This window comes from Rhodobium gokarnense, from assembly GCF_025961475.1.
GTDB classification, from domain to species: Bacteria; Pseudomonadota; Alphaproteobacteria; order Rhizobiales; family Rhodobiaceae; genus Rhodobium; species Rhodobium gokarnense.
In genome coordinates, this window is record NZ_JAOQNS010000005.1 from 81,189 (window position 1) to 96,343 (window position 15,155).

The window sequence follows — 15,155 nt, forward strand, 5'->3', positions numbered from 1 at the left end:
GGACGCCGCGAGGACGCCCGGGCCGGCAGGGCTCAGAATTTTGCCGTTGCGGTGACGAGGAAGGAGCGGCCCTGCTCGTAGACCGGCTCGATGCCGCGCACCGGAAGCTGGTAGTAGCCGCCGCGGCGCATGTACTGCTCGTCGAAGACGTTGTTGACCTCGCCGCGCAGCGTGATGTGCGCCAGTTCCTCGAGCGGCGGCTGCCACTCGGCGAACAGGCTGACCACCTCGTAGCCTTCCAGATCGGAGAAGCCCGCGTCCCGCAGGTCCTCGTCGGAAAAGTCGAAGGCGACCTCCGCCTGGGCACCGACGGTGACGCCCCAGTCGCGGAAGGTATAGGAGCCGTCGAAGGTCAGGATGTCGCCGACCACATTGGCCGAGTTCGGGCTTGAGTTCGGTAGCGCCGTCAGCCCGTCGACCTCCGGCTTGGTGTGGCTGTAGGCGATGGAGAGATAGGTGGTCTCGCTGCGATAGCGGGCGAACAGATCGAAGCCGTAGGTGACGAGTTCCGGCCCGTTGACCCGGGCCGCCACGGGGCCGGTGTAGTCGTAGGCGAGGATGTTATCCATCTCCGTGTAGAACAGGTTGGCGCCGACCGTGATGCCGCCGCGGCTGAACTCGGCGCCGACATTGGCGTTGTGCGCCCAGGTCGGGTCGAGGTCGCGGTCATAGACGTAGTCCCTTGCGTGGTAGAGCGCCGTCTGCGGGTGCTCCAGGCCGCCGAAGACATAGGCGTAGCCACTCTTCAGTTTGACCCCGTCGATGATCTCGAAGGCCGCGCTGATATTCGGCGAAAGGCCGAAATTGTCGAAGGTGTGGCCGTCGACGGCGTGGTAGCTCTGGAAGTCGGCGCGTGCGCCGGTGGAGATCTCCAGCCGCTCGCTCGCCTCGATGCGCGCCTGCAGATAGGCGCCGACATCGGCGATGCGCTCCGACACGTCGTTGGAGAAATGGAAGCGCTCGATCTCCGTCCTGTTGTTGGAGAAATCGGTGCCGGCCGTCAGCGAGCCCCAGTCAAAGCGGAAGCGGTTCTGGATCTTGCCGCCGAACTCGCCATTGTCGGAATTGAAGTCGCCGCTCGGCCCCGCATAGCCGGCACGGTTCGGCCGCTCCAGGCTGTTGCGGTTGTAGTAGAGGAGGACTTCCGGATCGTAGGTGTCCGTTGGCTGGGTGGTGGTGTAGCGGAACGTGGTCGTCCAGCGCTCCGCCAGGCTGTAGTTGAAGAGCGGCATCGACAACAGGTTGAGATTCGCCCGCAGACGGCGCATGCCGGCGTCGCGGTAGTACTCGGTGGAAAGCATGAAGCGGTGGCCGGCCTCGCTCTCGTAGCCGAATTTCGCAAGCCCGTTCCACAGGTCGTTGGCGGTGCCCGGCTCCGTGATGCCGTCGCCGTTGGTGTAGTCCTGGCCTTCGGAGCGCTTGAGGATGCCGAGCACCTCAAAGCCCTGGTGGACCCGGTAGGCGGCCGTCGTGGAGGTGAAGGTCTCGCTGTCGGTGTCGTAGCTGCCGCGCACCGTGCCGCCCCAGGTCCGACCCGGCAGCAGCATGTCCCTGGCGTCCTTGGTCTGGAAGCGGACCGAGCCGCCGAGCGCGCCGGGCCCGGCATCGGCCGGCGCCACGCCGGCGTCGACCTCGACCTGCTTCAGGAAATAGGGATCGATGCCGAAGTCGCCATTGTGGTGCCAGACGCTGTTGCGCTGGCGCGCGCCGTCGACCTGCACGTTGAGCTTCGACTGCTCGACGCCGTTGACGAACATCTTCTGCGTCGCCGTGCTGCCGCCCGTCACCTGGACCGAAGGTTCGGCCTGGAAAAGCTGGCGCAGCGTCTGCGGATTGCGCCGGTCGATATCTTCCTCGGTGATCTGGACGTCCGTTTCCACCTCTTTGGCGACGGCGCCGCTCTCGTCGGAGACGACGATCGTGTCCAGCGGGACGCTGTCCTGGGCCACCGCTGCCGACGCGAGCGCGGCAAGGCTGACGCCCGCCAGGAGGAGGCCGACGAATGGCTGACTGTACTGCATTGCACTACCCCGTTTTCCCGGCGGATTTCCGCCGGGTACCCCGTTCCCGTCCGCCGCGGCACCGTCGATGCTGCAGCGCGGGAACCATTTCAGTTACCGTCAGGATTCGTTACACGAGCCTCCCCATGCGGCCTAGATGCTACTCATTTGCATTTGCATCAAATACCTTTGCGCAGTAGGAAAGGCTATCCGAAACACTACGAACGGGATTGGCATGGCGACCCTCCGACAGCCGGAAACGATGGCCCCGCGGCGCCTTGCGCGCGCCGCACGCGGCCGGGCCCACGGCGCCGAGCAGGTGGTCACCGCCGGCGATTTCTACGACCGCGACGGCGATGCCCCCTCGCGCACGCTGAAGGGCGACCATCGCCGGTCCGAGGGCTTGTTGCGCGGCCGCAGCGGCGTCATGCGCCTGCGCGACGGCCTGTCGGTGCATTTCTCCGATGCGGAGGACCTGAAGGATTTCGTCATCGAGCGCGATTGCGCGCCCAATCTCGGCGTCAAGATCTTCCTGGAAGGCGCGGTCGAGGCGACCGTCGGCGGCGTCCCGGTGCCGATGCCGGAAAAGGCGGAGAGCGGCTGGCAGCCGATCGGCTGCATCTTCGCCCAGTCGCGCACCGAGCGGTTCGTCCGGCGCACGCGCAAGGGCGTCCATGTGCGCAAGGTGTCGATCGCCATCACGCCGGAGTGGCTGGAAGCAGGCGCTGCCGACACCGGCTTCGATCTGGACAAGATCCGGCGCTTTGCGAGCTGCCACCTGGCCTGGCGCACCTGGCGGCCGAGCAACCGGGCGATCGCCATGGCCGAACAGATCATCAACCCGCCCGATCAGCCGCCGGTGCTTTCCGGGCTCTACCTGGAAAGCCGGGTGCTGGCGCTGGTCGCGGAAGCGTTCGAACAGATCCTGTCGGTTGCCCCGGGCGCGGACGACGCAAGGCTCAGGCCGCACGACCGCAAGCGCCTGCGCCGCGTCGAGGAATGGCTGTCGGCCCACAGCGAGGGGCCGGTGAGCGCCGACCGGCTGGCGAGCGAGATCGGCTCCAGCACCAACACCCTGCAGCGGCTGTTCCAAGCCGCCTATGGCATGTCGGTCTACAGCTATATCCGGCTGTGGAAGCTGAGACAGGCCCGCCAGGCGCTGGAGGCCGGCGGCATCAGCATCGCCGAGGCGGCCTATCTTGCCGGCTACGCCAGCCCGGCCAATTTCGCCACCGCCTTCAAGCGGCAGTTCGGCCTGTCACCGCGCGACGTCCAGGTCGCCCTCTAGGCGCCGCGGCGGGAACGGGCGGACAGTTACACCGCGCGCACCTCGCCGCTAAGAATCTCAGAGAATGCCCGGAAGATTGAGCCCCTGCTCGCGGGCGCAGTCGAGGGCGATGTCGTAGCCGGCGTCGGCGTGGCGCATGACGCCGGTGGCCGGGTCGTTCCATAGCACCCGCTGCAGGCGCCGGGCCGCGTCGTCCGTGCCGTCGGCGCAGATCACCATGCCGGCGTGCTGGGAAAAGCCCATGCCGACGCCGCCGCCATGGTGCAGCGACACCCAGGTGGCGCCGGAGGCGGTGTTCAGGAGCGCGTTGAGCAGCGGCCAGTCCGACACCGCGTCGGAGCCGTCGCGCATCGCCTCGGTCTCCCGGTTCGGCGAGGCGACCGAGCCGGAATCGAGATGGTCGCGGCCGATCACCACCGGCGCCGACAACTCGCCGCTGCGGACCATCTCGTTGAAGGCAAGGCCGGCGCGATGGCGCTCGCCGAGCCCGATCCAGCAGATGCGCGAGGGCAGTCCCTGGAAGGCGATACGCTCGCGGGCCATGTCGAGCCAGGTGTGAAGGTGCGTGTTCTCGGGGAACAGCTCCTTCATCTTGGCATCGGTCCTGTAGATATCCTCAGGGTCGCCGGACAGGGCGCACCAGCGGAAGGGACCGATGCCCCGGCAGAACAGCGGGCGGATATAGGCCGGTACGAAGCCCGGGAAGGCAAAGGCATTGTCGAGCCCCTCGTCCTTGGCCACCTGGCGGATGTTGTTGCCGTAGTCGAGAGTCGGGATGCCCCGCTCCCAGAACGCCACCATGGCCGCGACATGCTCCTTCATCGACGCGCGCGCGGCCGTCTCGACCGCCTTGGGATCGCTTTCGCGCCTGTCGTGCCACTCGGCCAGCGTCCAGCCCTTCGGCAGATAGCCGTTGAGCGGGTCGTGGGCCGAGGTCTGGTCGGTGACGATGTCGGGGCGGATACCGCGCCGGACGAGTTCCGGGAAGACGTCGGCGGCGTTGCCGAGGAGGCCGACGGACCGCGCCTCGCCGGCCTTCGTCCAGCGGTCGATCTTTTCCAGCGCTTCGTCGAGGGTCTCCGCCTTTTCGTCGAGATAGCGGGTGCGCAGCCGGAAATCGATGCGGGTCGGATCGCATTCGACCGCAAGGCACGAGGCTCCGGCCATCACGGCGGCCAGCGGCTGGGCGCCGCCCATGCCGCCAAGGCCCGCGGTCAGGATCCATTTGCCCGTGAGGTCGCCGTCATAGTGCTGGCGCCCGGCCTCGGCGAAGGTCTCGTAGGTGCCCTGGACGATGCCTTGCGTGCCGATATAGATCCACGAGCCGGCCGTCATCTGGCCGTACATCATCAGGCCCTTGCGGTCGAGTTCGTGGAAGTGGTCCCAGGTCGCCCAATGGGGGACGATGTTGGAATTGGCGATCAGCACGCGCGGCGCATCGGCATGGGTCCTGAAGACGCCGACCGGCTTTCCCGACTGGACGAGCAGCGTCTCGTCCGCTTCCAGCGTCTTCAAGGCGGCGACGATCCGGTCGAAATCCTCCCAGGACCGCGCGGCCCGGCCGATGCCGCCATAGACCACCAGTTCATGGGGATTTTCGGCGACGTCCGGATGCAAATTGTTCATCAGCATGCGCATCGGCGCTTCGGTGAGCCAGGACTTGGCCGTGATCTCCGGTCCGGTCGGCGGAAAGACGTCGCGGGTGTTCTTGCGGCTGTGGGTCATGGATCACGCCTCCCTGGCGGTCGCCGGCGCCTTGGCCAGCGCAATGAGTGTGTCGAGAATGGTCTTCAGATGCGGGCGAATGCGCCCTGCCCTCGCCTCGTCATAGGCGAAGGGCAGCGCCTCGCTGGCGAGATAGGCCGATTGGGCCAGTTCCATCTGGACAGCGTGAACGCCGTCTTCGGGCCGGCCGTAGTGCCGGGTCGTCCAGCCGCCCTTGAAGCGGCCGTTGACGACGCTCGTGTAGCCGTTCGCGCTGGCACAGATCTCGGCGACCGCCGTTTCCATCTTTGCCGCGCAGGCAAGGCCGCCATTGGTGCCGATGTTGAAGTCGGGCAGCACGCCTTCGAACAGGAACGGGATGCGCGAGCGGATCGAATGGCAGTCGTAGAGCACCGCGACGCCATGGGCGTCCCTCACCCGCTCCAGTTCGCGCGCGAGCGCCGCGTGATAGGGCGCGTGGAAGGCGCGCCGGCGGCGCTCGATCTCGGCGGCATCGGGTTCCCGGCCGTCCCGGTAGATCGCTGCGCCATCGAAATCCGTCACCGGGCAGAGCCCGGTCGTGTTCTGGCCGGGATAGAGGCTGCGGCCCTCCGGATCCCGGTTGGCGTCAATGGCGTAGCGGTGGAAATTGGCGCGCACGATCGTCGCATCGGGCACGAGGTCCGCATAGAGCCGGTCGACGTGCCAGTCCGTATCGGCCAGCGCGCGGCCGCGGTCATTGAGCGCGCCCTGCACCTCTTCCGGCAGCCACGTTCCGGTATGCGGCATTGCAAGGACGAGGCAGCTCTCGCCCCGGGTTACGGTCACGGGATCCATCAATTTCCTCCGAGCACGAGACGATCGGCGAGGCCGACGGCCTCAACGAGGGCGCCGCTCCGCACCAGGGCGGCGGCGCTTGCCATGTCGTTCGCCAGATAGCGGTCCTGCCCGAGCGCGTCGCAATCGCGCCGCAGGCGGGAGATTGCGGCGGCAAGGGGCGGACTTGTGTTGAGGCCGTCGCGCAGCTCGACGCCTTGCGCGGCGCAGAGCATCTCGATGCCGAGAATGTGGGAGAGGTTCTCGTTCATGCGTGCCAGGCGCCGGGCGCCGTGCGCGGCCATGGAGACGTGGTCCTCCTGGTTGGCGCTGGTCGGCGTGGAGTCCGTCGAGCACGGGTTCGCTAGGTGCTTGTTCTCGCTCATCAGTGCGGCAGAGGTGACTTCCGCGATCATGTAGCCGGAGTTGAGGCCCGGATCGGGGGTCAGGAAGGGCGGCAGGTCGAAGGAGAGCGCCGGGTCGACCATCAGCGCGACGCGGCGCTGGGCGATGGCGCCGATCTCGGCGATGGCGAGCGCGATCTGGTCGGCGGCGAAGGCGACCGGTTCCGCATGGAAGTTGCCGCCCGACGTGATCGTTCCCGTCGAGGTCAGCACCAGCGGATTGTCGGTGACGGCGTTGGCCTCTGTTTCCAGCGTGAAGGCGGCCTGCCGTAACAGGTCGATGCAGGCGCCCGTCACCTGCGGCTGGCAGCGGATGCAATAGGGATCCTGCACCCGCTTGTCGCCCTCGCGATGGCTCTCGCGGATCGCCGAGCCCTCCATCAGGTGCCGCAGCGCCGCACTCACCTCGATCTGGCCGCGATGGCCGCGAAGGGTGTGAATCTCCTCAACGAAAGGCGCCGTGGAGCCCATGATCGCGTCGGTGGAGAGCGCGCCGGCGACGACGGCCGCGCGGGCATTGGCCCAGGCCTCGAACAGCCCCGCCAGCGCGAAGGCGGTGGAGAATTGCGTCCCGTTGATCAGCGCCAGCCCCTCCTTGGGGCCGAGCACGACGGGTTCCAGCCCGGCGGCCCTGAACGCCTTCTCGGCGGGAACGGTGCGGCCGTCATGGTCGACCTCGCCGGCGCCGATCATCGCCGCGCTCATATGGGCGAGCGGCGCAAGATCGCCGGAGGCCCCGACCGAGCCCTGCGCGGGCACGACCGGAACGATGCCGTTGGCGAGCATTCCTTCGAGGAGCTCGATGATGTCCCAGCGGACGCCCGACGCGCCGCGCCCGAGGGAGAGCAGCTTCAAGGCCATCATCAGGCGGACGATGGGCGCGGGCGTGCGCTCGCCGACGCCGCAGCAATGGGACAGGATCAGGTTGCGCTGCAGTTGCGCGGTGTCCTTGGGCGCGATGCGCACGCTGGCGAGCTTGCCGAAGCCCGTGTTCACTCCGTAGACGGCATCCTCGCCGTTCGCGGCCTCGGCGACGCGCGCGGCCGCGGCCTCGATCGCCGGCCGGAAGGACCGCTCGAGCGTGACGGCCGAGGGCGTGCGGTAGATTTCCTCAAGCTGGGCGAGCGTTGCCGAACCGGGGGTGAGGATCATCTCAGAGCGCTCCCGCGAAAATGCGCCTGTGGAGCGCGTTGAATCCGATGCGATAGGAAAGTTCGGCCGGATGGCCGGCATCCCAGATGGCAAGGTCGGCGCGCATGCCGGCGCGAATGACGCCGCTGTCGGTAAGGCCGAGGGCCTTCGCCGCGTTGCGCGTGACGCCGGCAAGCGCCTCTTCCGGGGTCAGTCTGAAGAGGGTCGCGGCCATGTTCATGGCAAGGAGGATGGAGGCGAGCGGCGAGGTGCCCGGATTGCAGTCGGTCGCCACCGCCATCGGAACGCCGCGGCTGCGGAAGAGCTCGATCGGCGGCAATTGGGTTTCGCGCAGGGTGTAGAAGGCGCCCGGCAAGAGGACCGCGCAGGTCCCCGATGCCGCCATGGCGGTCACGCCGGCCGCATCGAGATATTCCAGGTGGTCGGCCGAAAGCCCGCCGTGGCGCGCGGCGAGCGCCGCCCCGCCCTGGTTGGAGAGCTGCTCGGCGTGAAGCTTGACCGGCAGCCCAAGGGCCGCCGCCTTGTCGAAGACCCTGCCGATCTGCTCGGCGGAAAAGGCAACGGTCTCGCAAAAGCCGTCGACGGCATCGACGAGCCCTTCGCGGTGCGCAGCCTCAAGGCCCGGGATGACGACCTCGTCCAGATAGGCGTCCGCCCTGCCCTTGTATTCCGGCGGCACGGAATGGGCCGCGAGATAGCTTGTCACGACGCGCACCGGACGTTCCTCGCCGATGCGCCGGGCGATCCGCAGCATCTTCCGTTCGGTCTCGATATCGAGGCCGTAGCCGGACTTGACCTCGATCGTCGCAACGCCTTCGGCGATGAGCGCGTCGACGCGGGTCAGCGCGTCCGCCAGCAGGTCCGCCTCCGTTGCCGCCCGGGTCGCCGAGACCGTCGAGACGATGCCGCCGCCGGCCCGCGCGACCTCCTCGTAGCTCGCGCCTTGCAGGCGCTGCTCGAACTCGCGCGCCCGGTTGCCGCCATAGACGAGATGGGTGTGGCAGTCGATGAGCGCCGGCGTCACCAGCCGCCCGCCGAGATCCACGCGCTCGTCGTCACGGTATTCGGCCGGCAGGTCGCGGAGCGGTCCACACCAGGCGATGCGGGCGCCGTCGAGCGCGACCGCCCCGTCCTCCACCAGCCCGTAGGGCGCGGCACCCGTTTCCATCGTCGCCAGACGGGCGTCGACCAGCAGCATTTCGCCTCCGATAGCGCTTGCTTAAGTTGCGTTTAATAGTATTATGTCCATACATAAAAACCTGTCAACGGAAATTCGCGATGCAGACCATCCAGGCAGAACAGGCGCTCGTTCGCGGCGCGTGGATGCGCGACGTCACCGTCGAGATCGACGCCGACGGGCGGATCGGCGCCATAGGGCAGGAGGCTGCGCCGGGCGCGATCCGCGTCGGCGCGCTGCTTCCCGCACCCGCCAACCTGCATTCGCACGCCTTCCAGCGCGCCATGGCCGGCATGACGGAACGGCGGGGCCCGACGGGCCGGGACACGTTCTGGACCTGGCGCAAGCTGATGTTCCGGTTCCTCGACGCGCTGACGCCGGACGACATCGAGGCGATCGCGGCCTTCGTGCAGATGGAGATGCTGGAGGCCGGCTTTTCCGCGGTGGGCGAATTCCACTATGTCCATCACCAGCCGGACGGCAGGCCCTACGGGGACCTTGCGGAGCTTTCCGGGCGCATCGCGGCGGCGGCGGAGGACAGCGGCATCGGCCTGACGCTCCTGCCCGTCCTCTACCAGCAGGCCGGCTGCGACGGCGCGCCCCTCGGTCCCGGCCAGGTGCGGTTCGGCAATCATATCGACCGCTTCGCGCGGCTTCTCGACGGAGCAGCGGAACGCGTCGCCGGCCTCCCAGCCGACACGAGGGTCGGCGTCGCCCCGCACTCCCTGCGCGCGGTCAGCCCGGACGGCCTCGCGGCCGCGATCGACCTTGCGCCGGGCGGCCCGATCCACATGCATCTGGCCGAGCAGACCGGAGAGGTCGACGAGGTCCTTGCGGCTTACGGACGACGGCCGGTCGAATGGCTCCTCGATAACCACGATGTCGATGCGCGCTGGTGCCTCGTTCACTGCACCCAGATGACGGACGGCGAGACCGCCGCTCTGGCCGCGACCGGCGCGGTCGCCGGCCTCTGCCCGATCACGGAATCGAGCCTCGGCGACGGCATCTTCAACGGTGTTGCCTATCTCGCCGATGGCGGCCGGTTCGGCATCGGATCGGATTCCGACATCCGCATCGCGCTTGCCGAGGAACTGAGGACGCTGGAATACTCCCAGCGCCTGCGCGACCGGGGCCGCGCGATACTGGCCTCGGACACGAAATCCACCGGCCGGGTGCTGTTCGAGGGCGCGGCGCGCGGCGGTGCGCAGGCAACGGGCCGCGGCTCCGGCGAGATCGACGTCGGGCAATGGGCCGATCTCGTCGCACTCGACACAGGCCATGCCGACCTGGAAGACAGGCGCGGCGACGACCTGCTGGACAGTTTCATCTTCGCGGGCGACAACGGAATGGTTGCCGACCTGTGGTCCGCCGGGCGGCATGTCGTGCGCGGCGGACGCCATATCCGCCGGGACGCGATCGAGCGGGGCTACCGCATGACGATGCGGTCACTGAGGGAACGCATTTGACCGACACCGACACCAACTCCTGGCGCGGCGTGCAGAGCGAACTGCTGCGGCGCATCAACGAGAAGGAGTGGCCGGCCGGCAGTCTCGTCCCCAACGAGGTCGATCTTGCCGAGGAGTTCGGCTGCGCCCGCACAACGGTGAACCGCGCGATGCGCGAGCTTGCGGACGCCGGCCTCCTGGTGCGCCGGCGCAAGGCCGGAACGCGCGTTGCGACCCATCCGGCGAGCCGGGTCGTCCTCGACATCCCGATCATCCGGCTGGAGGTCGAGCAGCGCAACGCGGAGTGGCGCCAGAGCCTGATCGAAAAGACCGCCTGCGTTCCGCCGGTCAGGATCACCAGCCGCCTCGGGCTCGATCCGGACGCGCAGATGCTGCATGTGCGCAGCCTGCACTTTGCCGACAACCATCCGTTCCTGCATGAGGACCGGTGGATGAACATCGCCGCCCTGCCCGGGGTCGAGCGCGTCGATTTCAGCGCCGTCAGCTCCAACGAGTGGCTGATCGAAAACGCGCCCTACACGACCGGCGATATCGCATTTTCGGCCATGAACGCCGACGCCGCCCTCGCCGACCTCCTGGAGGCGCCACTCGGCGCGGCGATCTTCGTCGTCGACCGGATCACCTGGGACAAGGACATCCCGATCACCTCGGTCAGGCTGTCCTATGCGCCGGGCTACCGGATGAACACCAAGATCTAGAGCGTTTCCTTGCGCACGGCCTCCACGATGGTCGCGACGGCCTTTTCCACATCGGCGCCCTCGGCATCGCTTCCAGAACCCGCTTCACAGAACCGCAGGAACTCGGCCAGCACATTCCGATAGTCCGTCGTCGCGGGCGCCCGCGCGGGCTCGCCCCAGGACGCGACCTCGGCCTCCAGCGCCATCAGCTCAATGCGCTCCGCTTCCAGTTCCAGAGCCTTGATGCCGTCGCGCAGCGCGGGAACGGCCGCATGGGTCTCCATCCAGTCCCGCCCCTTGATCCAGCGGCGCGCCTTGCGGAGCGGCATGACGACCTCGCTCCGCCAGTCCCTGCAAAGCGTGTCGAGCCGCTCCATTCGGCCCCGGTCGGGCGCCATGCCCCGGCCGGCCGCGAACAGCACCGCCAGCATCAGGGGGACGTCGGCGCCGCAGCGATCCTGCAGGCAGAGGCAGGCCTCGGCAACGCCGCGCCGGCCGTAGACCGCGAGCGCGAACGCCCAAAGTGCGCCCTCCGGCCCGTCCGCGGGTGTTTGCTCCTGCCCCGTCATCCGCGCATGACCCGGCGCAGGCCCGCGAACCGGTCGATCAGAACCATCGCGATGGCCGAGAGCACGATCAGCGAACTCGCCAGGGCGGCGGCGACGGCGTCGTACTGGAACTTGATGTAGGAGAACAACTCGACCGGCAGCGGCGTCCATCCGGGCGGCGCCAGGAAGACGGAAATGGGGAAGTCGTTCCACGACAGGATGAAGCACAGGGCGAAGCTGGAGACCAGCCCGGTGCGGATCGTCGGCAGCGTGATCGACACCAGCGTCCTGAGCCGGCCGGCGCCGACATTGCGCGCCGCCTCTTCCAGGGACGGATCGAACCGGTGCAGGCTGGCGCTCTGGATGCGCATGGCGAAGGGCAGCACATGGATCGTGTGGCCGACGAGGAGCGGCAGCAGGCCGGACCCGTATCCGATCCGCACGAAGTAGATGTACAGCGCCAGGCTGAAAATGGTGGTCGGGATCAGCATCGGCGACATGATGAAGAGGCTCACCGCCCCCTTGCCGCGAAACTCGTTGCGCACCAGCGCCATGGACGCGGGCAGCGCCAGGGCATTGGCGATCAGCGAGGCGCTGACCCCGAGGACGAGGCTGACGCCCATGCCGCGCAGGAAGGTCTCAGAGGTCCAGGCCGCGCGGAACCACTCGAAGGTGATCCCGGTCGGCGGCAGCAGGAACTCGCGCGGGTTCAACGACACGATCAGGGTCACCCCGATCGGGAAGATCAGGAACAGCATCATCAGCGCGGTGAAGAGGCGCAGCGCCATTCCCCCGAGATCGAAGCGCGTCATCGATCGGACTCCAGCTTGCGCAGAATGAGCCGCCCGAACAGCGCCGCCATGCCGACCAGGATCAGCGCGTTGACGGCGATCATGATCACCGACAGCGCCGATGCGAAGGGCAGATCGTTGTTGAGCAGCGCCTCGCGGTAGATGACGAGGCCGATCATCTGGGTCGACGTGTCGCCGACCATCAGGGGCACGGCGAAGGCCGCGAAGTTCAGCGAGAACACGATCACCAGCCCGGCATAGAGCCCCGGCATCGTCAGGGGAAAGACGATCTTCCAGAACGCGGTCCAGCGGCTGGCGCCGACATTGCGCGCGGCCTCGACGAGGTAGGGGCTGATCTTCTCGATCGAGTCCAGCAGCGACAGCACGATATAGGGCGTGCCGATATAGACCAGCAGGATGACGACCCCCTTGATGTTCCACATGTAGCGGACCGGTTCGTCATAGACGTGCAGCGCGATCATCAGCGAATTGAGCAGCCCGCCGCCGCGGAAGATCACGATCCAGCCATAGACGAGCGTCACCAGGCCGATCAGCAGCGGCGCCATGATCAGGGTCATCAGGATGTTGCGCTGCAGGCCGTGGGTTCGCGCGACATAGAGCGCGACGGGATAGGCGCAGACGACCGAAATCGCCGTCGTCACCACGGCGATCCGGATCGAGAACCACAGCGTGTTCATCAGGTACCAGGGATTGCCCAGGAACCGCGTGTAGTTCTTCAGCGTCAGCGCGTCGACCATGTAGGCGCCGTCGACGAGCTCGTTGAAGCTGGTGCGGAACACCCACAGCATCGGCGCGACCACGAAGATCAGCAGGACGATGACGACAGGGACCAGCGGCGGCGCGATCCTACGCAGCATCGCGGCCTCGCCCGTCGAGGGGAATGACGCGAAGATGCTCGGGCGGAACCCGCACTTGCACCGGGGCGCCGTTTTCCAGGAACCGGTCGAAATTGTGGACTTCCAGGCGCAGCACGTCGCCGGAGTCGAGCCGGATCGTGTAGCGCAGCACGGCGCCGAAATATTCGGACAGCTCGACCCGTCCGCCCAGCACGTTGGGGCCGTCTTCCGGCTCGGCCAGAAGGATGATCCGCTCCGGCCGGATCAGCGCCCGGACAACGTCGCCCGGCTTGCCGGCGCTCGCCTCCCCGGCGCGGGCCTTCAGGACCTGCCCCGAGGCGAGGCGCACCTCGTCCCAGCCGTCGGCGCACTGCACCAGCGTGCCCTCGAAGAAATTGGTGATGCCGACGAAATCCGCAACGAAGCTGCTGGCCGGGGCCTCATAGAGCGCATAGGGCTCGGCGATCTGCTCGACGCGTCCGCCATTCATGATGACGACGCGGTTCGACATGGACAGCGCTTCTTCCTGGTCGTGGGTGACGTAGAGCGTCGTCATCTTCATGCGGCTCTGCAACTGCTTGAGCTCGCGGCGCATGGAGACGCGCAGCGCCCGGTCGAGATTGCTGAGCGGCTCGTCCATGAGCAGCAGTTGCGGCTCGAGCGCGAGGGCGCGGGCCAACGCCACGCGCTGCTGCTGGCCGCCGGAGAGCCGCTTCGGCAGGCGGTCCTCGTAGCCGGTGAGCCCGGTCACCGCCAGCACTTCCTCGATCTTGTTGCGGATGAAGGCGCGTTTCTTGCGGCGCAGCTTCAGTCCGAAGGCAACGTTCTCGGCGACCGTCATGTGCGGCCACAGCGCGTAATTCTGGAACACGAAGCCGACATCGCGCTTGTCGGGGGGAAGATGGGTCACCTCGCGGCCGTTGATGCGGATCGACCCGCCGGACGGATCGATGAAGCCCGCGATCATGCGCAGCGTCGTGGTCTTGCCGCAGCCGCTCGGCCCCAGAAGCGAGGTGAACTCTCCCTGCCTGACATCGAAGGAGACGTCGTCGACCGCCTTCACAGTACCGTAGAGCTTCTGGATTCCGTTCACCTGAATGGCGTGGTCGGACATCTCTTCACCGTATCCGTTTGACTGGCCAGCCGGGTGCCGGACCCGCCCGGGGACGGGCCGGCATGGCGTCACGGACTTGAAAAGCCCGTGACGCCGACTGCGTTACTTCTTCGTCATCTCGTTGAGTTCCTGCTGCCATTCCGCCTTGTGGGCGGTGATCTTTTCCTGGTCCGGCAGGAAGAGACGGCCGAAGGCCTCGTTCTGCACAAGCAAGTCGCCGAACTCGAAGTCCTCCGGGATCGGCGCGTTCTTGACGGTCGGCGCGTAGAGGTTCCGCGTCGCGAAGGCGAGCTGCACTTCGGGGCTGAGGATGTAGTCGACGAAGGCCGCCGCCATTGCGGGATCGTTCGCGGTCTTGGGGATGTTGATGGTCGTGATCAGCGGGAAGGTGCCTTCCTCCGGCCGGGTGAACTTGACATTGGTGACGCCCTTGCCGAGCAGCTCCTTCATCCGCCCGGTCGCCAGCATGCCGAGCCAGGCGTCCTCGGTCTGGAACAGGGAGACCATCTGGCTTTCCACGTCGAGCCCGCCGATCAGGTTGCCGCTGTTGACCAGTTCGGCCATGCGTTTCAGGCCCGGCTCGATCTCGTCGACGCCGCCGCCGCCCTGCTCGGCCTTGAGGACCATCAGGCTGAGCGTCGGGATGTGGTCGAAGCCGTAGATCAGGACGTGGTTCTTGTAGTCCGGGTTCCACAGCGCATCCCAGCTCTCAGGGGCGTCCGGGATGTGGTCCGTGTTGTAGGCGAGGACATAGTCGCCGACATTGGCGAAGATGGTGTAGGGCGAGTACTTGGCGTTGTCGTAGAGGTTGGCCATGTTCGGGATCTTGGAGGCGTCGAGCTCCATCCACAGGCCTTCCTTCTCACCGGCGATTGAGTTCAGGAGCGTGTTGGTCGTCACGTCGACCTGGCCGAGCCGCGACTTGATCAGGTGATCGGGGCTCGACCCCACGACCCACTGGATCTCGCAATTGTGCTCCTGTTCGAATTTTTCGGCGACCATTTCGTAGGTGGCCTGGTAGCTGCCGCCCCACGTGGTGACGCGCAGGGCGCAATCCTGGGCCGCTGCCGTACCGACGGTCAACGCCACCAGGGCTGTCGAGATAATGAGGGTAGTTCGCATTCGCATGCCTCCTATTGGAAGGTTTGGACATTGCTGTCC

The 15,155-nt window shown here is 67.2% G+C and carries 13 protein-coding genes; 3 read left to right on the forward strand and 10 right to left on the reverse strand.

What is annotated here, in order from left to right; all coding sequences use genetic code 11:
* Positions 1–32: 32 nt before the first annotated feature.
* Entirely contained in the window at positions 33–2,021 is a 1,989-nt protein-coding gene (locus tag M2319_RS10115) for a TonB-dependent receptor domain-containing protein (RefSeq protein ID WP_264601337.1), read from the reverse strand.
* A 214-nt stretch (positions 2,022–2,235) separates the two neighbouring features.
* Between M2319_RS10115 and M2319_RS10120 the strand changes: the two genes are divergently transcribed.
* Complete coding sequence (locus tag M2319_RS10120) at positions 2,236–3,288, forward strand: helix-turn-helix transcriptional regulator (protein WP_264601338.1); 1,053 nt, start codon at positions 2,236–2,238, stop codon at positions 3,286–3,288.
* Between the two features lie 57 nt (positions 3,289–3,345).
* Here the strand turns inward: M2319_RS10120 and hutU are convergent, their stop codons facing one another.
* Genes hutU through hutI form a run of 4 tightly spaced genes read right to left on the reverse strand, consistent with a single transcriptional unit; the run spans position 3,346 to position 8,562 of the window.
* The gene (hutU, locus tag M2319_RS10125) at positions 3,346–5,013 is read right to left on the reverse strand and encodes a urocanate hydratase (protein ID WP_264601339.1); all 1,668 of its coding nucleotides are present in this window, start codon (positions 5,011–5,013) and stop codon (positions 3,346–3,348) included.
* A 3-nt stretch (positions 5,014–5,016) separates the two neighbouring features.
* Positions 5,017–5,829, reverse strand: a complete 813-nt coding sequence (gene hutG, locus M2319_RS10130; RefSeq protein WP_264601340.1) for an N-formylglutamate deformylase — start codon at positions 5,827–5,829, stop codon at positions 5,017–5,019.
* Positions 5,829–7,364, reverse strand: coding sequence for a histidine ammonia-lyase (gene hutH / locus M2319_RS10135; RefSeq protein WP_264601341.1), 1,536 nt, complete (start codon positions 7,362–7,364; stop codon positions 5,829–5,831). The genes hutG and hutH overlap by 1 nt, the downstream gene beginning before the upstream one ends.
* A 1-nt stretch (position 7,365) precedes the next feature.
* Positions 7,366–8,562 carry an imidazolonepropionase gene (gene hutI, locus M2319_RS10140; RefSeq protein ID WP_264601342.1) on the reverse strand — a complete coding sequence of 399 codons (1,197 nt, stop codon included), beginning with the start codon at positions 8,560–8,562 and terminating at the stop codon, positions 7,366–7,368.
* A gap of 80 nt (positions 8,563–8,642) precedes the next feature.
* On the opposite strand from hutI, the gene M2319_RS10145 reads away from it, so the two are divergent.
* Together M2319_RS10145 and M2319_RS10150 are read left to right on the forward strand one after the other, a co-directional pair.
* The gene (locus M2319_RS10145; protein ID WP_264601343.1) at positions 8,643–10,007 is read left to right on the forward strand and encodes a formimidoylglutamate deiminase; all 1,365 of its coding nucleotides are present in this window, start codon (positions 8,643–8,645) and stop codon (positions 10,005–10,007) included.
* Entirely contained in the window at positions 10,004–10,705 is a 702-nt protein-coding gene (locus tag M2319_RS10150; RefSeq protein WP_264601344.1) for a GntR family transcriptional regulator, read from the forward strand. Before M2319_RS10145 ends, M2319_RS10150 begins: the two co-directional genes overlap by 4 nt.
* Here the strand turns inward: M2319_RS10150 and M2319_RS10155 are convergent.
* From M2319_RS10155 to M2319_RS10175, 5 genes are all read right to left on the reverse strand, one after another.
* Positions 10,702–11,253: a TIGR02444 family protein gene (locus M2319_RS10155; protein WP_264601345.1), complete on the reverse strand. Its 552-nt coding sequence runs from the start codon at positions 11,251–11,253 to the stop codon at positions 10,702–10,704. The genes M2319_RS10150 and M2319_RS10155 overlap by 4 nt on opposite strands.
* Entirely contained in the window at positions 11,250–12,044 is a 795-nt protein-coding gene (locus tag M2319_RS10160; RefSeq protein WP_264601346.1) for an ABC transporter permease, read from the reverse strand. Before M2319_RS10160 ends, M2319_RS10155 begins: the two co-directional genes overlap by 4 nt.
* A complete protein-coding gene (locus tag M2319_RS10165) occupies positions 12,041–12,901 on the reverse strand; it encodes an ABC transporter permease (protein ID WP_264601347.1) in 861 nt (286 codons plus the stop codon). Before M2319_RS10165 ends, M2319_RS10160 begins: the two co-directional genes overlap by 4 nt.
* Entirely contained in the window at positions 12,891–13,994 is a 1,104-nt protein-coding gene (locus M2319_RS10170) for an ABC transporter ATP-binding protein (protein WP_264601348.1), read from the reverse strand. Before M2319_RS10170 ends, M2319_RS10165 begins: the two co-directional genes overlap by 11 nt.
* 102 nt (positions 13,995–14,096) lie before the next feature.
* Complete coding sequence (locus tag M2319_RS10175) at positions 14,097–15,116, reverse strand: extracellular solute-binding protein (RefSeq protein ID WP_264601349.1); 1,020 nt, start codon at positions 15,114–15,116, stop codon at positions 14,097–14,099.
* Between the last annotated feature and the right edge of the window lie 39 nt (positions 15,117–15,155).